This is a genomic window from Lactiplantibacillus sp. 30.2.29 (assembly GCF_018991255.1).
Classification (GTDB): domain Bacteria; phylum Bacillota; class Bacilli; order Lactobacillales; family Lactobacillaceae; genus Lactiplantibacillus; species Lactiplantibacillus pentosus.
In genome coordinates this window covers 54,090-68,180 of the sequence record NZ_JAGYGU010000007.1, presented here as the reverse complement: position 1 = coordinate 68,180, position 14,091 = coordinate 54,090, and the positions used below count along the sequence as shown (strand labels likewise).

General features: G+C 46.9%; 14 protein-coding genes and 1 riboswitch. Of the genes, 11 read left to right on the top strand and 3 right to left on the bottom strand.

All coding sequences use genetic code 11. From position 1 onward, the window contains the following. Nucleotides 1-37 precede the first annotated feature (37 nt). Nucleotides 38-502 (top strand): MerR family transcriptional regulator, encoded by a 465-nt coding sequence (locus tag KGF65_RS05490; protein ID WP_216748197.1) that lies wholly within the window; start codon nucleotides 38-40, stop codon nucleotides 500-502. 467 nt (nucleotides 503-969) lie between these two features. Here the strand turns inward: KGF65_RS05490 and KGF65_RS05485 are convergent, their stop codons facing one another. Next, nucleotides 970-1,314 (bottom strand): hypothetical protein, encoded by a 345-nt coding sequence (locus tag KGF65_RS05485; RefSeq protein ID WP_003638035.1) that lies wholly within the window; start codon nucleotides 1,312-1,314, stop codon nucleotides 970-972. A 234-nt stretch (nucleotides 1,315-1,548) separates the two neighbouring features. Between KGF65_RS05485 and KGF65_RS05480 the strand changes: the two genes are divergently transcribed. From KGF65_RS05480 to KGF65_RS05465, 4 genes are all read left to right on the top strand, one after another. Continuing rightward, entirely contained in the window at nucleotides 1,549-2,196 is a 648-nt protein-coding gene (locus KGF65_RS05480; RefSeq protein ID WP_050338992.1) for a metal-dependent transcriptional regulator, read from the top strand. 250 nt (nucleotides 2,197-2,446) lie between these two features. After that, complete coding sequence (locus KGF65_RS05475; RefSeq protein WP_003638037.1) at nucleotides 2,447-2,647, top strand: cold-shock protein; 201 nt, start codon at nucleotides 2,447-2,449, stop codon at nucleotides 2,645-2,647. Nucleotides 2,648-2,859: 212 nt separating this feature from the next. Then, a complete protein-coding gene (locus KGF65_RS05470) occupies nucleotides 2,860-3,603 on the top strand; it encodes a threonine/serine exporter family protein (RefSeq protein WP_088769888.1) in 744 nt (247 codons plus the stop codon). 23 nt (nucleotides 3,604-3,626) lie between these two features. Further along, the gene (locus KGF65_RS05465) at nucleotides 3,627-4,085 is read left to right on the top strand and encodes a threonine/serine exporter family protein (protein WP_216748198.1); all 459 of its coding nucleotides are present in this window, start codon (nucleotides 3,627-3,629) and stop codon (nucleotides 4,083-4,085) included. Between the two features lie 1,112 nt (nucleotides 4,086-5,197). On the opposite strand, the gene KGF65_RS05460 is transcribed toward KGF65_RS05465, so the two are convergent. Next, nucleotides 5,198-6,235, bottom strand: coding sequence for an LCP family protein (locus tag KGF65_RS05460; RefSeq protein WP_021337929.1), 1,038 nt, complete (start codon nucleotides 6,233-6,235; stop codon nucleotides 5,198-5,200). Between the two features lie 262 nt (nucleotides 6,236-6,497). On the opposite strand from KGF65_RS05460, the gene KGF65_RS05455 reads away from it, so the two are divergent. Next, nucleotides 6,498-7,160: a phosphatase PAP2 family protein gene (locus KGF65_RS05455; RefSeq protein ID WP_050338990.1), complete on the top strand. Its 663-nt coding sequence runs from the start codon at nucleotides 6,498-6,500 to the stop codon at nucleotides 7,158-7,160. A gap of 173 nt (nucleotides 7,161-7,333) precedes the next feature. Here KGF65_RS05455 and KGF65_RS05450 read toward each other — a convergent pair whose 3' ends face one another. Beyond that, nucleotides 7,334-8,131, bottom strand: a complete 798-nt coding sequence (locus KGF65_RS05450) for an alpha/beta hydrolase (protein ID WP_101873897.1) — start codon at nucleotides 8,129-8,131, stop codon at nucleotides 7,334-7,336. Nucleotides 8,132-8,193: 62 nt separating this feature from the next. On the opposite strand from KGF65_RS05450, the gene KGF65_RS05445 reads away from it, so the two are divergent. From KGF65_RS05445 to KGF65_RS05425, 5 genes are all read left to right on the top strand, one after another. Further along, nucleotides 8,194-8,739, top strand: a complete 546-nt coding sequence (locus KGF65_RS05445) for a GNAT family N-acetyltransferase (protein ID WP_050338988.1) — start codon at nucleotides 8,194-8,196, stop codon at nucleotides 8,737-8,739. Nucleotides 8,740-8,750: 11 nt separating this feature from the next. After that, entirely contained in the window at nucleotides 8,751-9,275 is a 525-nt protein-coding gene (locus tag KGF65_RS05440; RefSeq protein WP_050338987.1) for an Rrf2 family transcriptional regulator, read from the top strand. A 185-nt stretch (nucleotides 9,276-9,460) separates the two neighbouring features. Then, entirely contained in the window at nucleotides 9,461-11,143 is a 1,683-nt protein-coding gene (gene alsS, locus KGF65_RS05435; protein WP_056952228.1) for an acetolactate synthase AlsS, read from the top strand. A 58-nt stretch (nucleotides 11,144-11,201) separates the two neighbouring features. Continuing rightward, a riboswitch (Lysine riboswitch) is annotated at nucleotides 11,202-11,383 on the top strand. Between the two features lie 144 nt (nucleotides 11,384-11,527). Then, nucleotides 11,528-12,979 carry an amino acid permease gene (locus KGF65_RS05430; RefSeq protein ID WP_101873895.1) on the top strand — a complete coding sequence of 484 codons (1,452 nt, stop codon included), beginning with the start codon at nucleotides 11,528-11,530 and terminating at the stop codon, nucleotides 12,977-12,979. Nucleotides 12,980-13,189: 210 nt separating this feature from the next. Then, on the top strand, nucleotides 13,190-13,963 hold the full coding sequence (locus KGF65_RS05425) for a D-alanyl-D-alanine carboxypeptidase family protein (RefSeq protein ID WP_101873894.1): 774 nt from the start codon (nucleotides 13,190-13,192) through the stop codon (nucleotides 13,961-13,963). Nucleotides 13,964-14,091 lie beyond the last annotated feature (128 nt).

Genomic DNA, 14,091 nt, shown 5'->3' with positions numbered 1-14,091 from the left:
TACTGAGTATTGAAAATGTTAGAAAAGAGGTTGACCCGTGGATAATCAAGAAGATGGCGTATTTTTCAAAAAATTCAAAGAACAGTTGCATAAACACCAGTTTACGATTGGCATCACTGATTTAGCGAAAATGACGGGGGTCTCCCAGACCCAATTACGCTACTGGGAACAGAAAAATTATATTCATAGTTTGCAGACAGGTGAGAAGAACACGACCCACCGCTATTCGTATGGCACGTTAATGCGCGTGCATTTTGTGAAGATGATGTTAGATGAAGGGTTCACGCTGGCGGCCGCGGTCGAACGGGCCAATGGCTATGGCAATCAGATGGAGATGATGCGCGTCTTCATGATGACGGCCCTTCAAGGGATTGAGGAACGCGATGGGCATCACATGGTCAAGCTCGGTTACTTTGATGAGGACCAGACCCAACAATTGTACTGCTATATTTTAGATGGTAAGCCACATTATCGACTGTATCCGGCAAAATCGGAAGGTTAGCGACCTTCAGCTTGTGTAACCGGTTAATTAATGTTAAATTTAAGTTGGCAAGTATCGGTAAGTCATTTGGGCATTTAAGTTTCCCGTTCGTCAACCGATCTTATGGCTGGGTTGACCGTTGTCATGTTGGTCGTGTTTTGAAGTTTAACTTTGCAAAGGGATTTACAACGGAGCGCGAATAAGCGCTGAGAGATGCCTAGCTCGGCTAGGTAGTAATCGTGCATAAAACAACGTGTAATTGAAACTAGTAGTAGTCTTCAATCGCCCGGTGATGATACTTGCCAGAGGTCCCAAGTGCTGCGGGAAAGCTTGGGGCTTTTTTGATACTTAGCCTCGACGAGGGGCCGCAGCGGTGGCAATCTTGCCAGTGAGTTGCTGTGACAGTGTTGGGCGGTCAAAAAATGGACATCAAAAAAGAGGATTGGGGTCAACTCAATCCTCTAGTGTGAGATAAAACTGCGGGTGCCCTATGAATTTGCGATTTGAGCAAATTGGGTGGCGAGCCATTCGTCCCATGGTTGGGCCGGGTTGCCGCTAGTGTAGTATTTCTGGTCGAGACGGTCGATCAGGTTAAGGTAAGCGGTAAACGAAAAGCTGACCGTATCACTCAAACGCTGTGCTTTGGTCATATAGCGACCATAAGTAAGGTGTTCATTGATATCCGTCATGTACGCAGCAACGTCAAAATTTGACATCACTTCAAGGTTGTTAGCGTCAAACAGCGGGACGTAGAATTTAGCAAAATCTTCGACAGCTTTATGTTGCAAAGCGTCATCCAATTGCGTAATTGATAATTGAGCATCATCATTCACGATGCGGTTCCTCCTTAGTTGAACAAGCACGTTTCTAAATTAGTAACCAAATGGGTTATTTTGCGCTACAATTAATTATGTCACGATTAGGCCATTATTTCAAAGCTTTGTCGTTGATTAGGGCTAGAACTGGTGTCTTAATTGTAGTAAGATGGTAGAATTATCTTAAAAGAGATTTGTCATACGATAGATTAATCAAAAGCAGTAACTATTTAGTTGAGGTGAAGAATATTCATGACCCCCATGAAGGAAGATTACTTAAAAATTATTTTCGAGCTTGGTGGTACGAAGAAAAAGGTGTCTAACAAGCAGATTGCGTTAAGTTTGGACATCGCGGCTGGTTCCGTAACGGAAATGGTCGGCAAATTAGTGCAGGAAGGCCTCGCCAAACATACCCCGTACGCGGGAATTTCACTGACGAAAAAGGGCATTCGGTACGCCGAGACTTTGGTGCGCAAACATCGAATTTGGGAAGATTTCTTAGTCGATAAGCTCGATTATGACTTACCTGATGTGCATACTGAAGCCGAAGTACTGGAACATGTTACCAGTGAGCGCCTAGTCGATTCTTTGGAAGCCTTTTTAGGGCACCCAACGCACTGCCCACACGGTGGCGCCATTCCCGATAAGGACGGCCACTATCAAGAAGATAGTCATACGAGTTTGGCGGATACGGCGGATGGTGAATCCGTAACCATTGAACGCTTTATCGATAACCATGATTTGTTAGTTTACTTACATGATACGCCACTGAAAATTGGGCAGGACGTGACGGTTTTGAAGCATGATCCGTTTGAAGGCCCTGTGACCGTTTCCATTAAGGCCACCGGTGAAGAGATCCCGGTTAGCTTCAAAGCGGCCCACAACGTGTTTGTTAAATAAGACTTGTGGTCATATTCCGAACAAAATTACTAATTATTAGTTAGTTATTCTGTTCCATTTATCATCACATAAACATTTCGTGGAAAAACTAGTGTTTAACTACCTTTTTTAGAAACAATATGCTACAATTACTCATGTAGCTTGGTTAGGTAATTGTGGTCAGATCGTTTCAATAAACTATCCCCATTTGTACCGAATCATGATTTACATTAATTTATACGTGCAAAATGCACTAGGAGGATTTTTTATTATGGAACACGGAACAGTTAAATGGTTCAACGCCGATAAGGGTTTTGGTTTTATTACTCGCGAAAACGGTAGCGATGTATTCGTACATTTCTCAGCTATCCAAGAAGACGGCTTCAAGAGCCTTGAAGAAGGCCAAGCCGTAACTTTCGACGTTGAAGAAAGCGATCGTGGCCCACAAGCAGTTAACGTTACTAAAGACTAATTAACGCTTAAATGGCTTAAGCCGGTGATGAGATTAAATGCTCATCGCCGGTTTTTTTGCACTCATTTGAGCGTTGCCAGTCATCGCCAGGGCGGTGCAATCAGCGACCAGGATGGCAAACAGATTCGTTGCGAAATAAGCCTTTACTAACGGCGCGACTTTGGCTACAGTTAAGTTACTAAATCTGAAATGTGGTGTGTGGGGGTGTTCAAATGACAACGGATGAAATGATTATTGCGACTTGCCTCAAAGCCGGTAAAATCATGGTCGAAAATGGTTCGGAAATCTCGCGGGTCGATGATACGATGATGCGAATCGCACAAAATGCGGGTGTCGTCGCGGCGAATACGTACGTGACGATTACCGGCGTCATGATGTCGATTCAAGGCCGCAATGCGACGCAGATTGCAGCCGTCAACCAGCGGACGATCGACCTGGAGAAAGTGGCACAAGTTAATCAATTATCGCGGGAATTTGCGGCTACGACGATTGATTTGCCAACGCTGTATCGCCGATTGAATCAGTTAGATGCCGCCTCTCGTTCGTTTCCATTATGGCTGCAGCTCGTTGGGGCCGCGCTAGTTAGTGGGCCACTGATGATCATGTTTCGACAAGAAACCATCAATACGTGGCCGACCGTTTTGATTGGAACGGTCGGTTACTTGGTCTTTTACTTATTAAATCGCTATCTGAAAATCAAATTTTTGAGCGAATTGACGGCCGCACTGCTGATTGGATTAGGCGCAGAATGGGTCTGCCAACTCGGGTGGGGGACCAACGTGAATGATATCATCATCGGTTCACTGATGCCATTAGTGCCCGGTGTACCATTGACCAACGCGGTCCGTGATACCTTGGCTGGCAACTTTGTCAGTGGCCCAGCCCGTGGAGTGGAAGCCATGTTGAGTGCGGCGGCCCTGGGCTTCGGCATTGCCGTGGTCATTACGTTATTTTGATTGCGTGTAGGAGGTCGTAAGTGATGGGAACAATTGGACAATTAGTGCTGGCATACATTGCAGTACTAGGCTTTGGCCTAATTATTAATATTCCGTATCAAGCCTTAAATGTTGCTGGTTGGATCGGTACCCTGACGTGGGGAAGTTATCTGATCGTGCAGGCATTTGATGGTGGCGTTGTGCTTGGAAGCTTGATTGGTTCCGTTGGCATCGGCGTCTTGAGTAGTTTAGCGGCTCGCTACAAAAAGATGCCAGCCATTATTTTCAACATTCCGAGTCTGGTCTCGTTCGTGCCCGGAAGCCAAGCCTATCAGATGGTCCGTAACTTTGCGTTGGGCAATTACCGTGAAGCCGTTGCCTTTACGCTACAAGTCATCATGATTACGGGTGCCATCGCATTAGGCTTCTTATTAGCAGAATTATTGAACCGGTTAATTGCGTTTTGCATTCGGCAGTGGCGCTTACAGCATTTGGAATCATAAGACTGTCAGCGTATTTGCGGCCGTTATCCGATTCTGCATTAAAGATGATAAAAACGTGCTGGTTTCTAAGTTCAAAAGCGGCCAGCTGAGACCCGCTGGAAACAGTGCGAGTAAGCGTAAATTTGCAGTGGTGGCGTTTTCCTATGCCGGCTTCCAGGCATTCTGTGCAATGGCCGGAAACGTGGTGGACACAGATTTAAGCCGACAAACCACGTCTTAAATACTGGTCTTTCACTAACCAAGCAAAAGACGCTTGCCAAGTGAAATTTCACCACTGGGCCTTGCCCAGAATACCTTCCAGCCGGGCTGGTATTCAAAAGGCAGACATGTGCGGACCTAACTTTAAATGAAATAGTCGTTGTTTCTTAGTAAACAGTCATTTTGATAATGAACTGTAAGATTAGTTTCGGGTAAAAGCTATCATACTCACGTTCTAATCACACGAGTCAGCTGCATTACTGAATTTCACAATTTTCTCGATTTGCCTAAAATAACAAAGTCTGAGATACCAAACGAGGCCCAATTCGATGCACCAATTTCAAGGATAATGTCTCTGTAATTAGTGCATAATCTTGAGGCCGTCGTATCTGTATTTAAATCGGACAAGTCTTTGAGTTCAGTAAATCATTATCGATGCTGATTTTTAAGTTTACATGAAGGGACAGTCTCCTAGTATTCGATGGCCAATTATACCAAGATAGGTGGCCGTTCATCCGCCATTCGAGCGGCTTCCCGACTGGAGGGGCCGGCTGACAATGCTCAGTAGCCAAATTATTCTTAGTCGGAAGTGGGCTGCTTCCGGCTTAGAATAAGACTCGTATTTGAAATTGCGCAGTGATTTTCTGCGTGAGTTCAAATCGATGTCGGCTTACGTTCCAGCAATTGTCAGCCGGCCCCGGAAGTCGGACTAAGACGATCACCGGCTGACCAATAGCAAACCAACCAACTGGCACGTTTTTATCATGATTAAAGCCCAATCTGTATACGATCTTGTTAGATCATCAACGGGTTGGGCTTTAAACATCATCACCCAGACAATAAAAAGCGCTACTCACATCTCTATAAAGAAATGTGAGTAGCGCTTTTTGAATCGATAATCAGTGTTGATGTGATTAGTTTTGGTTGGCGAACTTTTCACCAGTTTTAGCGGCTTTCAAGTTAAGTGATTTCCGCAGGACGTTGGTGACCCGTTGCTTTTCAGATTGTGAGACAACTTCGAAGGATTGGCCGTCGATCATCTTACCAGTTCCTTGAGCGTGGTCGGAAACGATGTTCTTGGTGGCGCTCCGGTAGTTGGTAACAATGCTGGTCAGGTTACTGAAGGTTAAGTCAGTCCGAGTTTGTTTAGCTAATGAATCGAGGAAGTCTTGTTTCAACAAGTTGGAAGCACTGGTACTTTCACCGAGAATAGCGGTGATCAATTGCCGTTGCCGTTGTTGACGACCGTAGTCACCAAGCGGATCGTCATACCGCATCCGTGAGTAGGCTAAAGCTTTGGCCCCGTTCATGTGTTCCTTTTGACCTTTCGTGAAGGTGTAGCCTTCGTAAGTGAATGTCCGAATTGGGGTGATGTCCACGCCACCGATTTCATTGATGACTTTCTTCATCCCACCCATGTTGATCAGGGCATAGTAGTCAATCGGCACGTTCAACCATTTTTGAATCGTCTTGATAGTGGTCCCAGCACTACCATATGCGTAAGCAGCGTTCAACTTAGTAGGGAAGTCCTGTTCAAATCCTGAAACAGCAACTTCGGAGTCACGCGGCAAACTCATTAAGGTCGTCGTCTTGGTCTTCGGATTGATGGTTGCTAGGATGATCGTATCGGTCCGACCTTTATAGTTCCGGCCAAGCGCCCCGGTATCCGTACCGAGTAACAGAATCGAAACGGGTTTTTTACCATTCAAAACGGCACTGGTATTACGAGATTTCTTGATCCCACTGCTTTTGAATACGGTGTTAGCCGCGTTTTTAGCATTAAAGTAGGTCCGCGCAGCAAACGCGCCGGTTCCGACTAATAGGACGGCAATAATAATTAAAATCGTATTACGAACAGGATGCTTTTTCTTCGGTCCCTTGCCGTTTCCCTGTGAATTGTTTCCCTGCGATTTGTCACGATGCATTTCTGAGCGACTTGGCATGTCTTCCATGAACTCTTCCTCCAATGGTAATAGTTATTCATAGTTTAGCATTTTTTTCACCGGTCGGATACCGAATCCACATAAGAATTAGGATGCAATCCGATGAATTATCAAATTAATCATAACCTTTTTGTTAACAAAACGTGATGAAATTGCGACTTCTTTCTTTTTTTTTAAGGCTCAGCCGTGGATATTAAGGATTCGTTCAGTCGATTAATAGACTATGGTATAATTTTGGTAATTTATATATTAAATGGGGGTTCTTGTTTTGATGATCGATAAGTCGCGTAGTCGGCCGGTCAAGTTTGTCATTGGGGTAATTCTATTTGCCTATCTGAGCTATTTTATTAGTGACGGCGCGATTGGAATTGATTTATTAGATGTGGCCCTGACGTCGCTTGTTCAAATCAGTAATAGTGGGATCTGGACTGTATTTTACAAGCTCATTGCTTGGCTGGCGTCACCGGGAATGGATGTGCTGTGGATATTGATTCTGGCCTTCCTGATGTATGGGTTTAAGTACAAAATTCAAGCATTTTGGGCGCTGGCGTACATGGCGGGGGCGATGATTCTGGGGTTTATCGTTAAGCACCTCGTTGGTCGTGACCGGCCCATCAGCCATCTGGCACAAGATACCGGTTATAGTTTTCCGAGTGGCCACGTGCTGGGGACGTTTGTTCTCGTAAGCGTCATTATCATGCTCGTTGTGCCGGAATTACCAAGTTATCGGGCCGCGATGATTGTCAAATGGGGTAGCGTGGTGTGGCTGTTACTGGTCATTTTCTCGCGGATCTATCTCAACGCCCATTACCCGACTGATACGATCGGTGCGGTCTTGTTGGCATGGAGCTGGAGCCAGGTAATGCAGTGGTTTTACGTCTTTTGGGCGCCGGGCTTACTCAAGTGGCCGTTATTTTATCGCTCCTATTTATAAGGTGTGTTAACGAATTTAATTTTTTGATTTGTTAGTAGTCGCCAATCGAAATCGTTACGTTAATCAACTAAAAAACGTTTGTCCGTTTCAACTGTGAAATCGAGTTGAAATCTTGACAAACGTTTTTTTATCTCTAGATTGTCGTTAAAATAAGAATGCGACCGACTGCCTGATCAGCAACGATTATCCGCCAACCACTCGAGAGCTAACGTCAACCAGTGGGCGACGTGCGGCTGGTCTGCATCTGGTTTCCAAGCAGTTTGCGCATTTGCGAGTGCCAAACCGTGGGGGCCATGCTTAAAGACGTGCAATTCGTATGGAATTTCGGCAGTGGCTAAGGCTGTCGTGTAGGCCAAGGCATTTGCGGCGGGCACGATTGGATCATCGGCCGTCACCCAAATGAAGGTCGGCTGGTTGTCAGCCGTGACGTGTTGTTCCGCTGCTAAGTCATCTGGAGTAGCCGTCCATGTTGCAATCGTGGCGTCATCTTTAGGAAAACCGAGTTTCGGACTAATCACAGGATAGCCTAAAATAACGGACTTGGGTTTGAGCATTGCAGACTCAATATCGAGGGCCGTTGCCACCTTGGTCCGCCAATAATCGTTGTAGAGCGCGACGATGTGGCCGCCGACACTAAAGCCGGCCGGTGTGATCTGGTCAGGATCGATGTGCCATTCGTCCGCGTGTGCGCGCAGTAAGGCCATCGCGCGTCCTAAGTCGAGAACGGGAGCCAATTCCAACGGTTGTTGATCACCGAGGAGGGTGTATTCTAAGTAAAAGGCCTGATAGCCGTGACCCGCAAACGCCATCGCGAGACTTTCGGCCTGGGCTGTTGGAATATGCGTGTAAGACCCACCCGGAACAATAATGATTGCTGGTAAGGTCGTTTGGTGCGCGTTAGCATCCGGTTGATGCAAATAACCGGTCAATTGCGCGCTCGATGCGGTTAATTTTTGTGTTATAACTTGCATGCAATCACCTCAATTTGATATGGTTAACATAACTATTATAACGCAAGTCAGGTGGAACAGATATGGGCATGGTTACGGTTACGGCACGAGGCGAAGCACTCACGCTACGACCATTTACGTTAGCAGATACCGCGGATTACTATGAATTGGTTCGTGACCCGCGGATTGCGGCGTCGGCGGGCTTTGCACCGGCGCACAGTCTAACGGAGGCCGAATTTTTGTTAAAGCAACAAGCAAAGCTCCCACAGATCTTTGCAATTGAACTAGAGGCGACCCAGCACGTCATTGGAAGTGTTGGGCTATATGAACGGATGACCAATACTGGTGAGCCAGCCGCTAAGGAAATGGATTTAGGGTACATGCTAAACGCGCAGTATTGGCAGCGGGGCATCATGACCGCCGCGGTAGCACGCATCTTGAAATACGGATTTGAAACGTTACAGTTGCGGCGCATTACCGCCAGTTGTTTAGCCAATAATCCGGCATCCAAACAAATTCTGTTGCATGCTAATTTTCGCCAGTATGATTCGGTTCGACATCCGGAGTACGCCCCGTTTGGCCCTGGACAGACTGAATTATTTTATGACTGTGTCGCATTAAACGTTTAGGAGATGGGTAGATGCAACTCGCAAAATCATTTGAACAGGCGGCTTGTGTGCTCGTACTACTAGCGACACAGCAGCCGGAGATTCCGTTAACAGCGGACGTGCTTCACGAACGAATCGGCGGTTCTGCGTCGTATATTCGCAAAATCATTCGCAAATTGGTCGTTGCTGGACTAGTTACCTCAACTAGTGGTAACAACGGGGGTGTCCACCTGGCACGACCAGCTGAAGAGATTTCAATTACTGACGTGGTCGCGGCCATCGAGGGGACGCTGCAGACCTTTCCGAACTACGGCTATTTTGACCAAGTTTTCAAGGACGTGGAACCAGTCGCCCATGAAGGGACTAAGGTCGTTAATCAAATCTTTTCGCAAGCTGACCAGTTATGGCTGAACTTTTTGGCCCAACAAAAATTGGCAACGCTCATCAAGGAATTGTTAGCCGTCCAGCAGATACCGGTCCTAGATTGGACCAACTATTCTGATGACAAAATGGCGCAATTAAACGGATTGTTAGCGCGGATGCGAACGAACAAGTGAGCCATCCTACAAACTTAAGAAATTTTGAGAGCGGTTTCCCTCGGTAAATCAATGTTGACGCGCTTTTAGTATTTGGATTTGATTTTCGATCAGATATACTTTATTTCACAAGGCGGAAATTACTGTTATTAAGGCATTAATTATGGTATTCTAACAATGAATTTCACAAGATAGAGGAGATCAACATGGCTGATAAAAAGTACTATGGGGCCGACGCAATCGTCGATAGCCTTGTAAACCACGATGTTAAGTATGTATTTGGGATTCCCGGTGCCAAGATCGACCGGGTGTTTGAACGCTTAGAACATCCCGTTAACCCTAAGAGTCCGCGGTTGATCGTAACACGCCACGAACAAAACGCTGCTTTTATTGCGGCTGGAATTGGCCGAATCACGGGTAAACCCGGGGTCGTTATGACCACTTCTGGTCCTGGTGCTAGTAATTTAGCAACCGGCTTAGTGACTGCCACCGCTGAAGGGGACCCGGTCCTCGCGATTTCTGGGCAAGTTCAACGGGCCGACTTGTTACGTTTGACTCACCAGAGTATGAATAACGCGGCGCTGTTCAAGCCAATCACTAAGTACAGTGCTGAAGTCCAAGAACCTGAAAACATTTCTGAAGTGTTAGCAAATGCCTATCAGGAAGCCACGGCGGCTAAGCAGGGTGCTAGCTTCGTCAGTGTGCCACAAGACGTGACGGACTCAATCGTTCGGACGCCAGTCATCACACCGATTCAAGCACCAAAATTAGGACCTGCTAGTCCAGTTGAAGCCACGTTACTGGCACAAAAGATCAAAGCAGCCAAGTTACCCGTCTTATTAGTTGGGATGCGTGCTTCCTCACCAGAAGTCACTAAAGCGATTCGCAACCTCGTGACGGCCGCAAACTTACCAGTTGTCGAAACGTTCCAAGCAGCCGGTGTGATTTCACGTGATTTGGAAGCCAACCATTTCTTTGGTCGGGTCGGGTTATTCCGGAACCAACCAGGGGACATGTTATTGAAGAAGTCTGACTTGGTCATTGCGGTGGGTTATGACCCAATCGAATATGAACCACGTAACTGGAATGCAGAAGGTAAGGCCCGCATCGTGGTGATTGACGCCATGCGCGCGGAACTTGATCATAACTTCCAACCAGAGACGGAATTGATTGGAGACATCGCGCAGACCTTAGACTTCTTGTTACCATACATGAAGGGTTATAACATCAGTGATGATGCTCAATCATATTTGAGTGAATTACAAGAACGCCTGCAAACGCGGGACTTTGTACCTAATATTGATAAGCAGTCTAAGCTAAATCATCCGCTATCAGTCATCGCAGCTTTGCAACAACGGGTCAGCGATGAGATGACGGTCACTGTTGATGTCGGGAGCCACTACATTTGGATGGCGCGGCATTTCCGGAGCTATGAACCACGCCACTTACTGTTCAGTAACGGGATGCAGACTTTGGGTGTCGCCCTACCATGGGCGATTGCCGCAGCGCTAGTTCGGCCAAACACCCAGATTGTTTCCGTTTCGGGTGATGGGGGCTTTTTGTTCTCCGCTCAGGAACTTGAAACGGCCGTGCGCTTGAAGCAGAATATCGTGCACTTGATTTGGAACGATGGTACCTACGACATGGTGAAGTTCCAAGAAGAGATGAAGTACGGTGAAGATGCGGCCGTGCACTTTGGCCCAGTCGACTTTGTCAAGTATGCTGAAAGCTTTGGTGCCACCGGTTTACGGGTCAACCAACCTGCTGACCTAGAAAAGGTGCTCGATCAAGCTTTTGCCACGGATGGTCCAGTCGTTGTGGACATTCCAATCGACTACTCTGACAACAAGGCTTTAGGTAAGACGATGTTGCCAGATCAATTTTATTAAAATTAACGATTAAGACAGGTTGTCAAATGAGGACTGGTCGGATATAATGGTTGAGTATATCGAAAGAAGAGGACGCGGTTAACAATAGTAACTGACTAGAAGTGGGTCATCACTAGTGAAGGTCAGTGAACGGGGCAACCGCCGAAATAGATGAATCTATGACCGATTCATCTGTTGGGCCTTGGTTGAATAAATCAAGGACTGTCGCAGCTAGAATAGTTGCGGGGCGCTATCGACGATGAAATCAGCAATTATGTCAATCAATCTGATTAAAGTCTTTTTGCGCACGTTTTCGCGTTGCAAGAAGGCTTTTTATTTTGGTTGTGCTAAACCTGAATCGGTGTGAACACTTTTAGATATAAATCGATTTTTGGAGGTTCTGCAATGGCAGAAGAACAACATCAGGATGTGCACCGGTCCTTAAAGACCCGGCACTTATCCATGATTGCACTAGGTGGTAGTATCGGGACTGGCCTGTTTGTGGCATCTGGTTCTGCAATTTCAACGGCCGGGCCAGGCGGGGCGCTACTGGCGTACGTCGGCATCGGTATCATGGTCTACTTTTTAATGACGAGTCTGGGTGAGATGGCAACGTACTTGCCAGTCGCCGGGTCGTTCTCAACGTATGCAACCAAGTTTGTCGACCCAGCGCTGGGATTTGCGATGGGCTGGAATTATTGGTTCAACTGGGCGATTACGCTGGCGGTCGATATCAGTACGGCGGCAATCGTCATGCAATTCTGGTTGCCGACCGTGCCCGGCTGGGTCTTCAGTCTGATTGCCTTAGTCTTGATTTTTACGATCAACGCTTTGTCGGTGCGGTCGTTTGGCGAGACGGAATACTGGCTTTCACTGATCAAAGTCGTGACGGTCCTGGTCTTCTTGGTCATCGGGGTGTTGACGATCGTCGGCATCATGGGTGGTCACGCAACGGGCCTCAGCAACTTCTCGTATAAAAAGGCGCCATTCGTGGGTGGAATTCCGACGATCCTCAGCGTATTTGTTGTCGCTGGTTTTTCATTCCAGGGGACGGAATTGATTGGGATTACCGCGGGCGAATCCGCAACGCCGGAGAAAAGTATTCCGAAGGCCATCAAACAAGTCTTCTGGCGAATCTTATTGTTCTACATTTTGGCCATCTTTGTGATTGCGGCCATTATTCCTTATACGTCTAAGGACTTGCTGGGTTCATCAGCGAGTGATATTGCGATCAGTCCGTTTACCTTAGTCTTCAAACGGGCCGGGTTGGCAGCGGCTGCCAGTGTCATGAACGCGGTGATTTTGACCTCCGTCTTGTCAGCGGCCAATTCAGGGATGTATGCGTCGACGCGGATGCTGTACTCCTTGTCATTACAAGGCTACGCGCCAAAGACGTTTGGTCGGGTCAACCGGCGTGGGATTCCCATCATGGCATTATTAGGAACCACGGTCATTGGTCTCTTGACGTTCCTATCGAGCCTGTTCGGTCAACGAATCTACATCTTCTTGGTGTCCGCAAGTGGATTGACCGGCTTCATCGCTTGGCTAGGAATCGCCATCTCACATTTGCGGTTCCGGCGGGCGTTTGTCAAGCAGGGCCATCAGCTCAGTGAGTTGCGTTACCATGCTAAGTGGTTCCCATTTGGGCCATGGTTCGCATTTATCCTCTGCTTGGTCGTCATTATTGGCCAAGACTTGCATTCGTTTGCGACACTGGACTGGCAAGCCATCGGGGTCACTTACATGAGTATCCCATTATTTATTGTGTTATATGTCTACTACAAGATTCGTTATCATACCAAGATGATTCCGTTGGATAAGGTTGACTTAACCCGCCATCATCATGGTAAAGATTAACTCGTATTTAGAATGTGCTTAACTCGCAGTTGGAGTTAGGTGCATTTTTTTAAACGGGGAGTCAGCTAGCAATCAACTCAGCTATGACTGTGCGAGTGCTGATGAATGGTTAAATGAAAAAATCATTAAAAATTATCAAATATCGACTGGAAAACAAGTTTTAAATCCGTCCCCTATGCTAAGCTAGGACAGAGAAAGGCAGCGAGAGAAATGTGGAAGCGTAATTTAGTAAGAGGTTTAGCATTAGTAACGTTAGTCGGCGTCTTGAGTGGTTGTGGCGCTAACAGCCAGTCGAGTGTGTCAAAATCATCAAGCAGTTCGGCGAAAACGACCAAGACGCAGACCAAACGGCAACGACTGATCAGTGAATTGCCAAAGGGCGTCAAGTCGACGGATGCTGATCTGGTCGTCGTCAACAAGTGGAACAAGCGCTCAGAAATGAGTTTCAGTAAGTCGAGTGTCAATGGAATCGATGTCCGGACGTCAATCGTCAAGCCACTGGAAGCTTTCATGGCTGGCGCTAAGAAGGCCGGGTACCCGGCAACCATCGTTTCTGGTTACCGGTCCGTTGCCTATCAAAAAGAGGTTTGGAGTCAATCGATTCAAACCTATGAGAACGAGGGCAAGTCGGCCAAAGAAGCCTTGAAGCTGACGAAAGAATACGTGGCGGTACCACGTGGTAGTGAGCATGAGACTGGCTTAGCTGCGGATATCATGAACACGCATTGGTATAACACGCATGGCAATCAGTTGCTCTCTTCATCAGACAAGAACAAAGGGCAACAATGGTTAATCAAGCACGCCCCAGACTACGGTTTCGTACTACGCTTTACGAAGAGCGGGACCAAGTCAACGGGGATTGATTATGAATCATGGCATTTCCGCTACGTCGGCAAAAAGAGTGCCCAATTCATGACCAAGCACAACCTGACCTTGGAACAATACGTGAGCCTGTTAAAGGCACGTGAAAAGGCGGCTAAGTAATACTTAGCTTAGGAACATGACTGACGCGATATAAACGGGGTTACGCCCCTAAGTCGCGGATGTTCTTGATCAGCAAATTGAGTAGGTGTCTCCAATCTGGGGGATGCCTTTTTTAGTGGGCATGAAGT

What these genes read in the sequence shown, in the direction of transcription:
- KGF65_RS05430 (WP_101873895.1), top strand. Translation starts at nt 11,528, where the DNA reads ATGGCAGAAGAACAACATCAGGATGTGCACCGGTCCTTAAAGACCCGG.
- KGF65_RS05450 (WP_101873897.1), bottom strand. Translation starts at nt 8,131, where the DNA reads ATGCAAGTTATAACACAAAAATTAACCGCATCGAGCGCGCAATTGACC.
- alsS (WP_056952228.1), top strand. Translation starts at nt 9,461, where the DNA reads ATGGCTGATAAAAAGTACTATGGGGCCGACGCAATCGTCGATAGCCTT.
- KGF65_RS05460 (WP_021337929.1), bottom strand. Translation starts at nt 6,235, where the DNA reads ATGGAAGACATGCCAAGTCGCTCAGAAATGCATCGTGACAAATCGCAG.
- KGF65_RS05440 (WP_050338987.1), top strand. Translation starts at nt 8,751, where the DNA reads ATGCAACTCGCAAAATCATTTGAACAGGCGGCTTGTGTGCTCGTACTA.
- KGF65_RS05455 (WP_050338990.1), top strand. Translation starts at nt 6,498, where the DNA reads ATGATCGATAAGTCGCGTAGTCGGCCGGTCAAGTTTGTCATTGGGGTA.
- KGF65_RS05475 (WP_003638037.1), top strand. Translation starts at nt 2,447, where the DNA reads ATGGAACACGGAACAGTTAAATGGTTCAACGCCGATAAGGGTTTTGGT.
- KGF65_RS05445 (WP_050338988.1), top strand. Translation starts at nt 8,194, where the DNA reads ATGGGCATGGTTACGGTTACGGCACGAGGCGAAGCACTCACGCTACGA.
- KGF65_RS05480 (WP_050338992.1), top strand. Translation starts at nt 1,549, where the DNA reads ATGACCCCCATGAAGGAAGATTACTTAAAAATTATTTTCGAGCTTGGT.
- KGF65_RS05465 (WP_216748198.1), top strand. Translation starts at nt 3,627, where the DNA reads ATGGGAACAATTGGACAATTAGTGCTGGCATACATTGCAGTACTAGGC.
- KGF65_RS05470 (WP_088769888.1), top strand. Translation starts at nt 2,860, where the DNA reads ATGACAACGGATGAAATGATTATTGCGACTTGCCTCAAAGCCGGTAAA.
- KGF65_RS05425 (WP_101873894.1), top strand. Translation starts at nt 13,190, where the DNA reads ATGTGGAAGCGTAATTTAGTAAGAGGTTTAGCATTAGTAACGTTAGTC.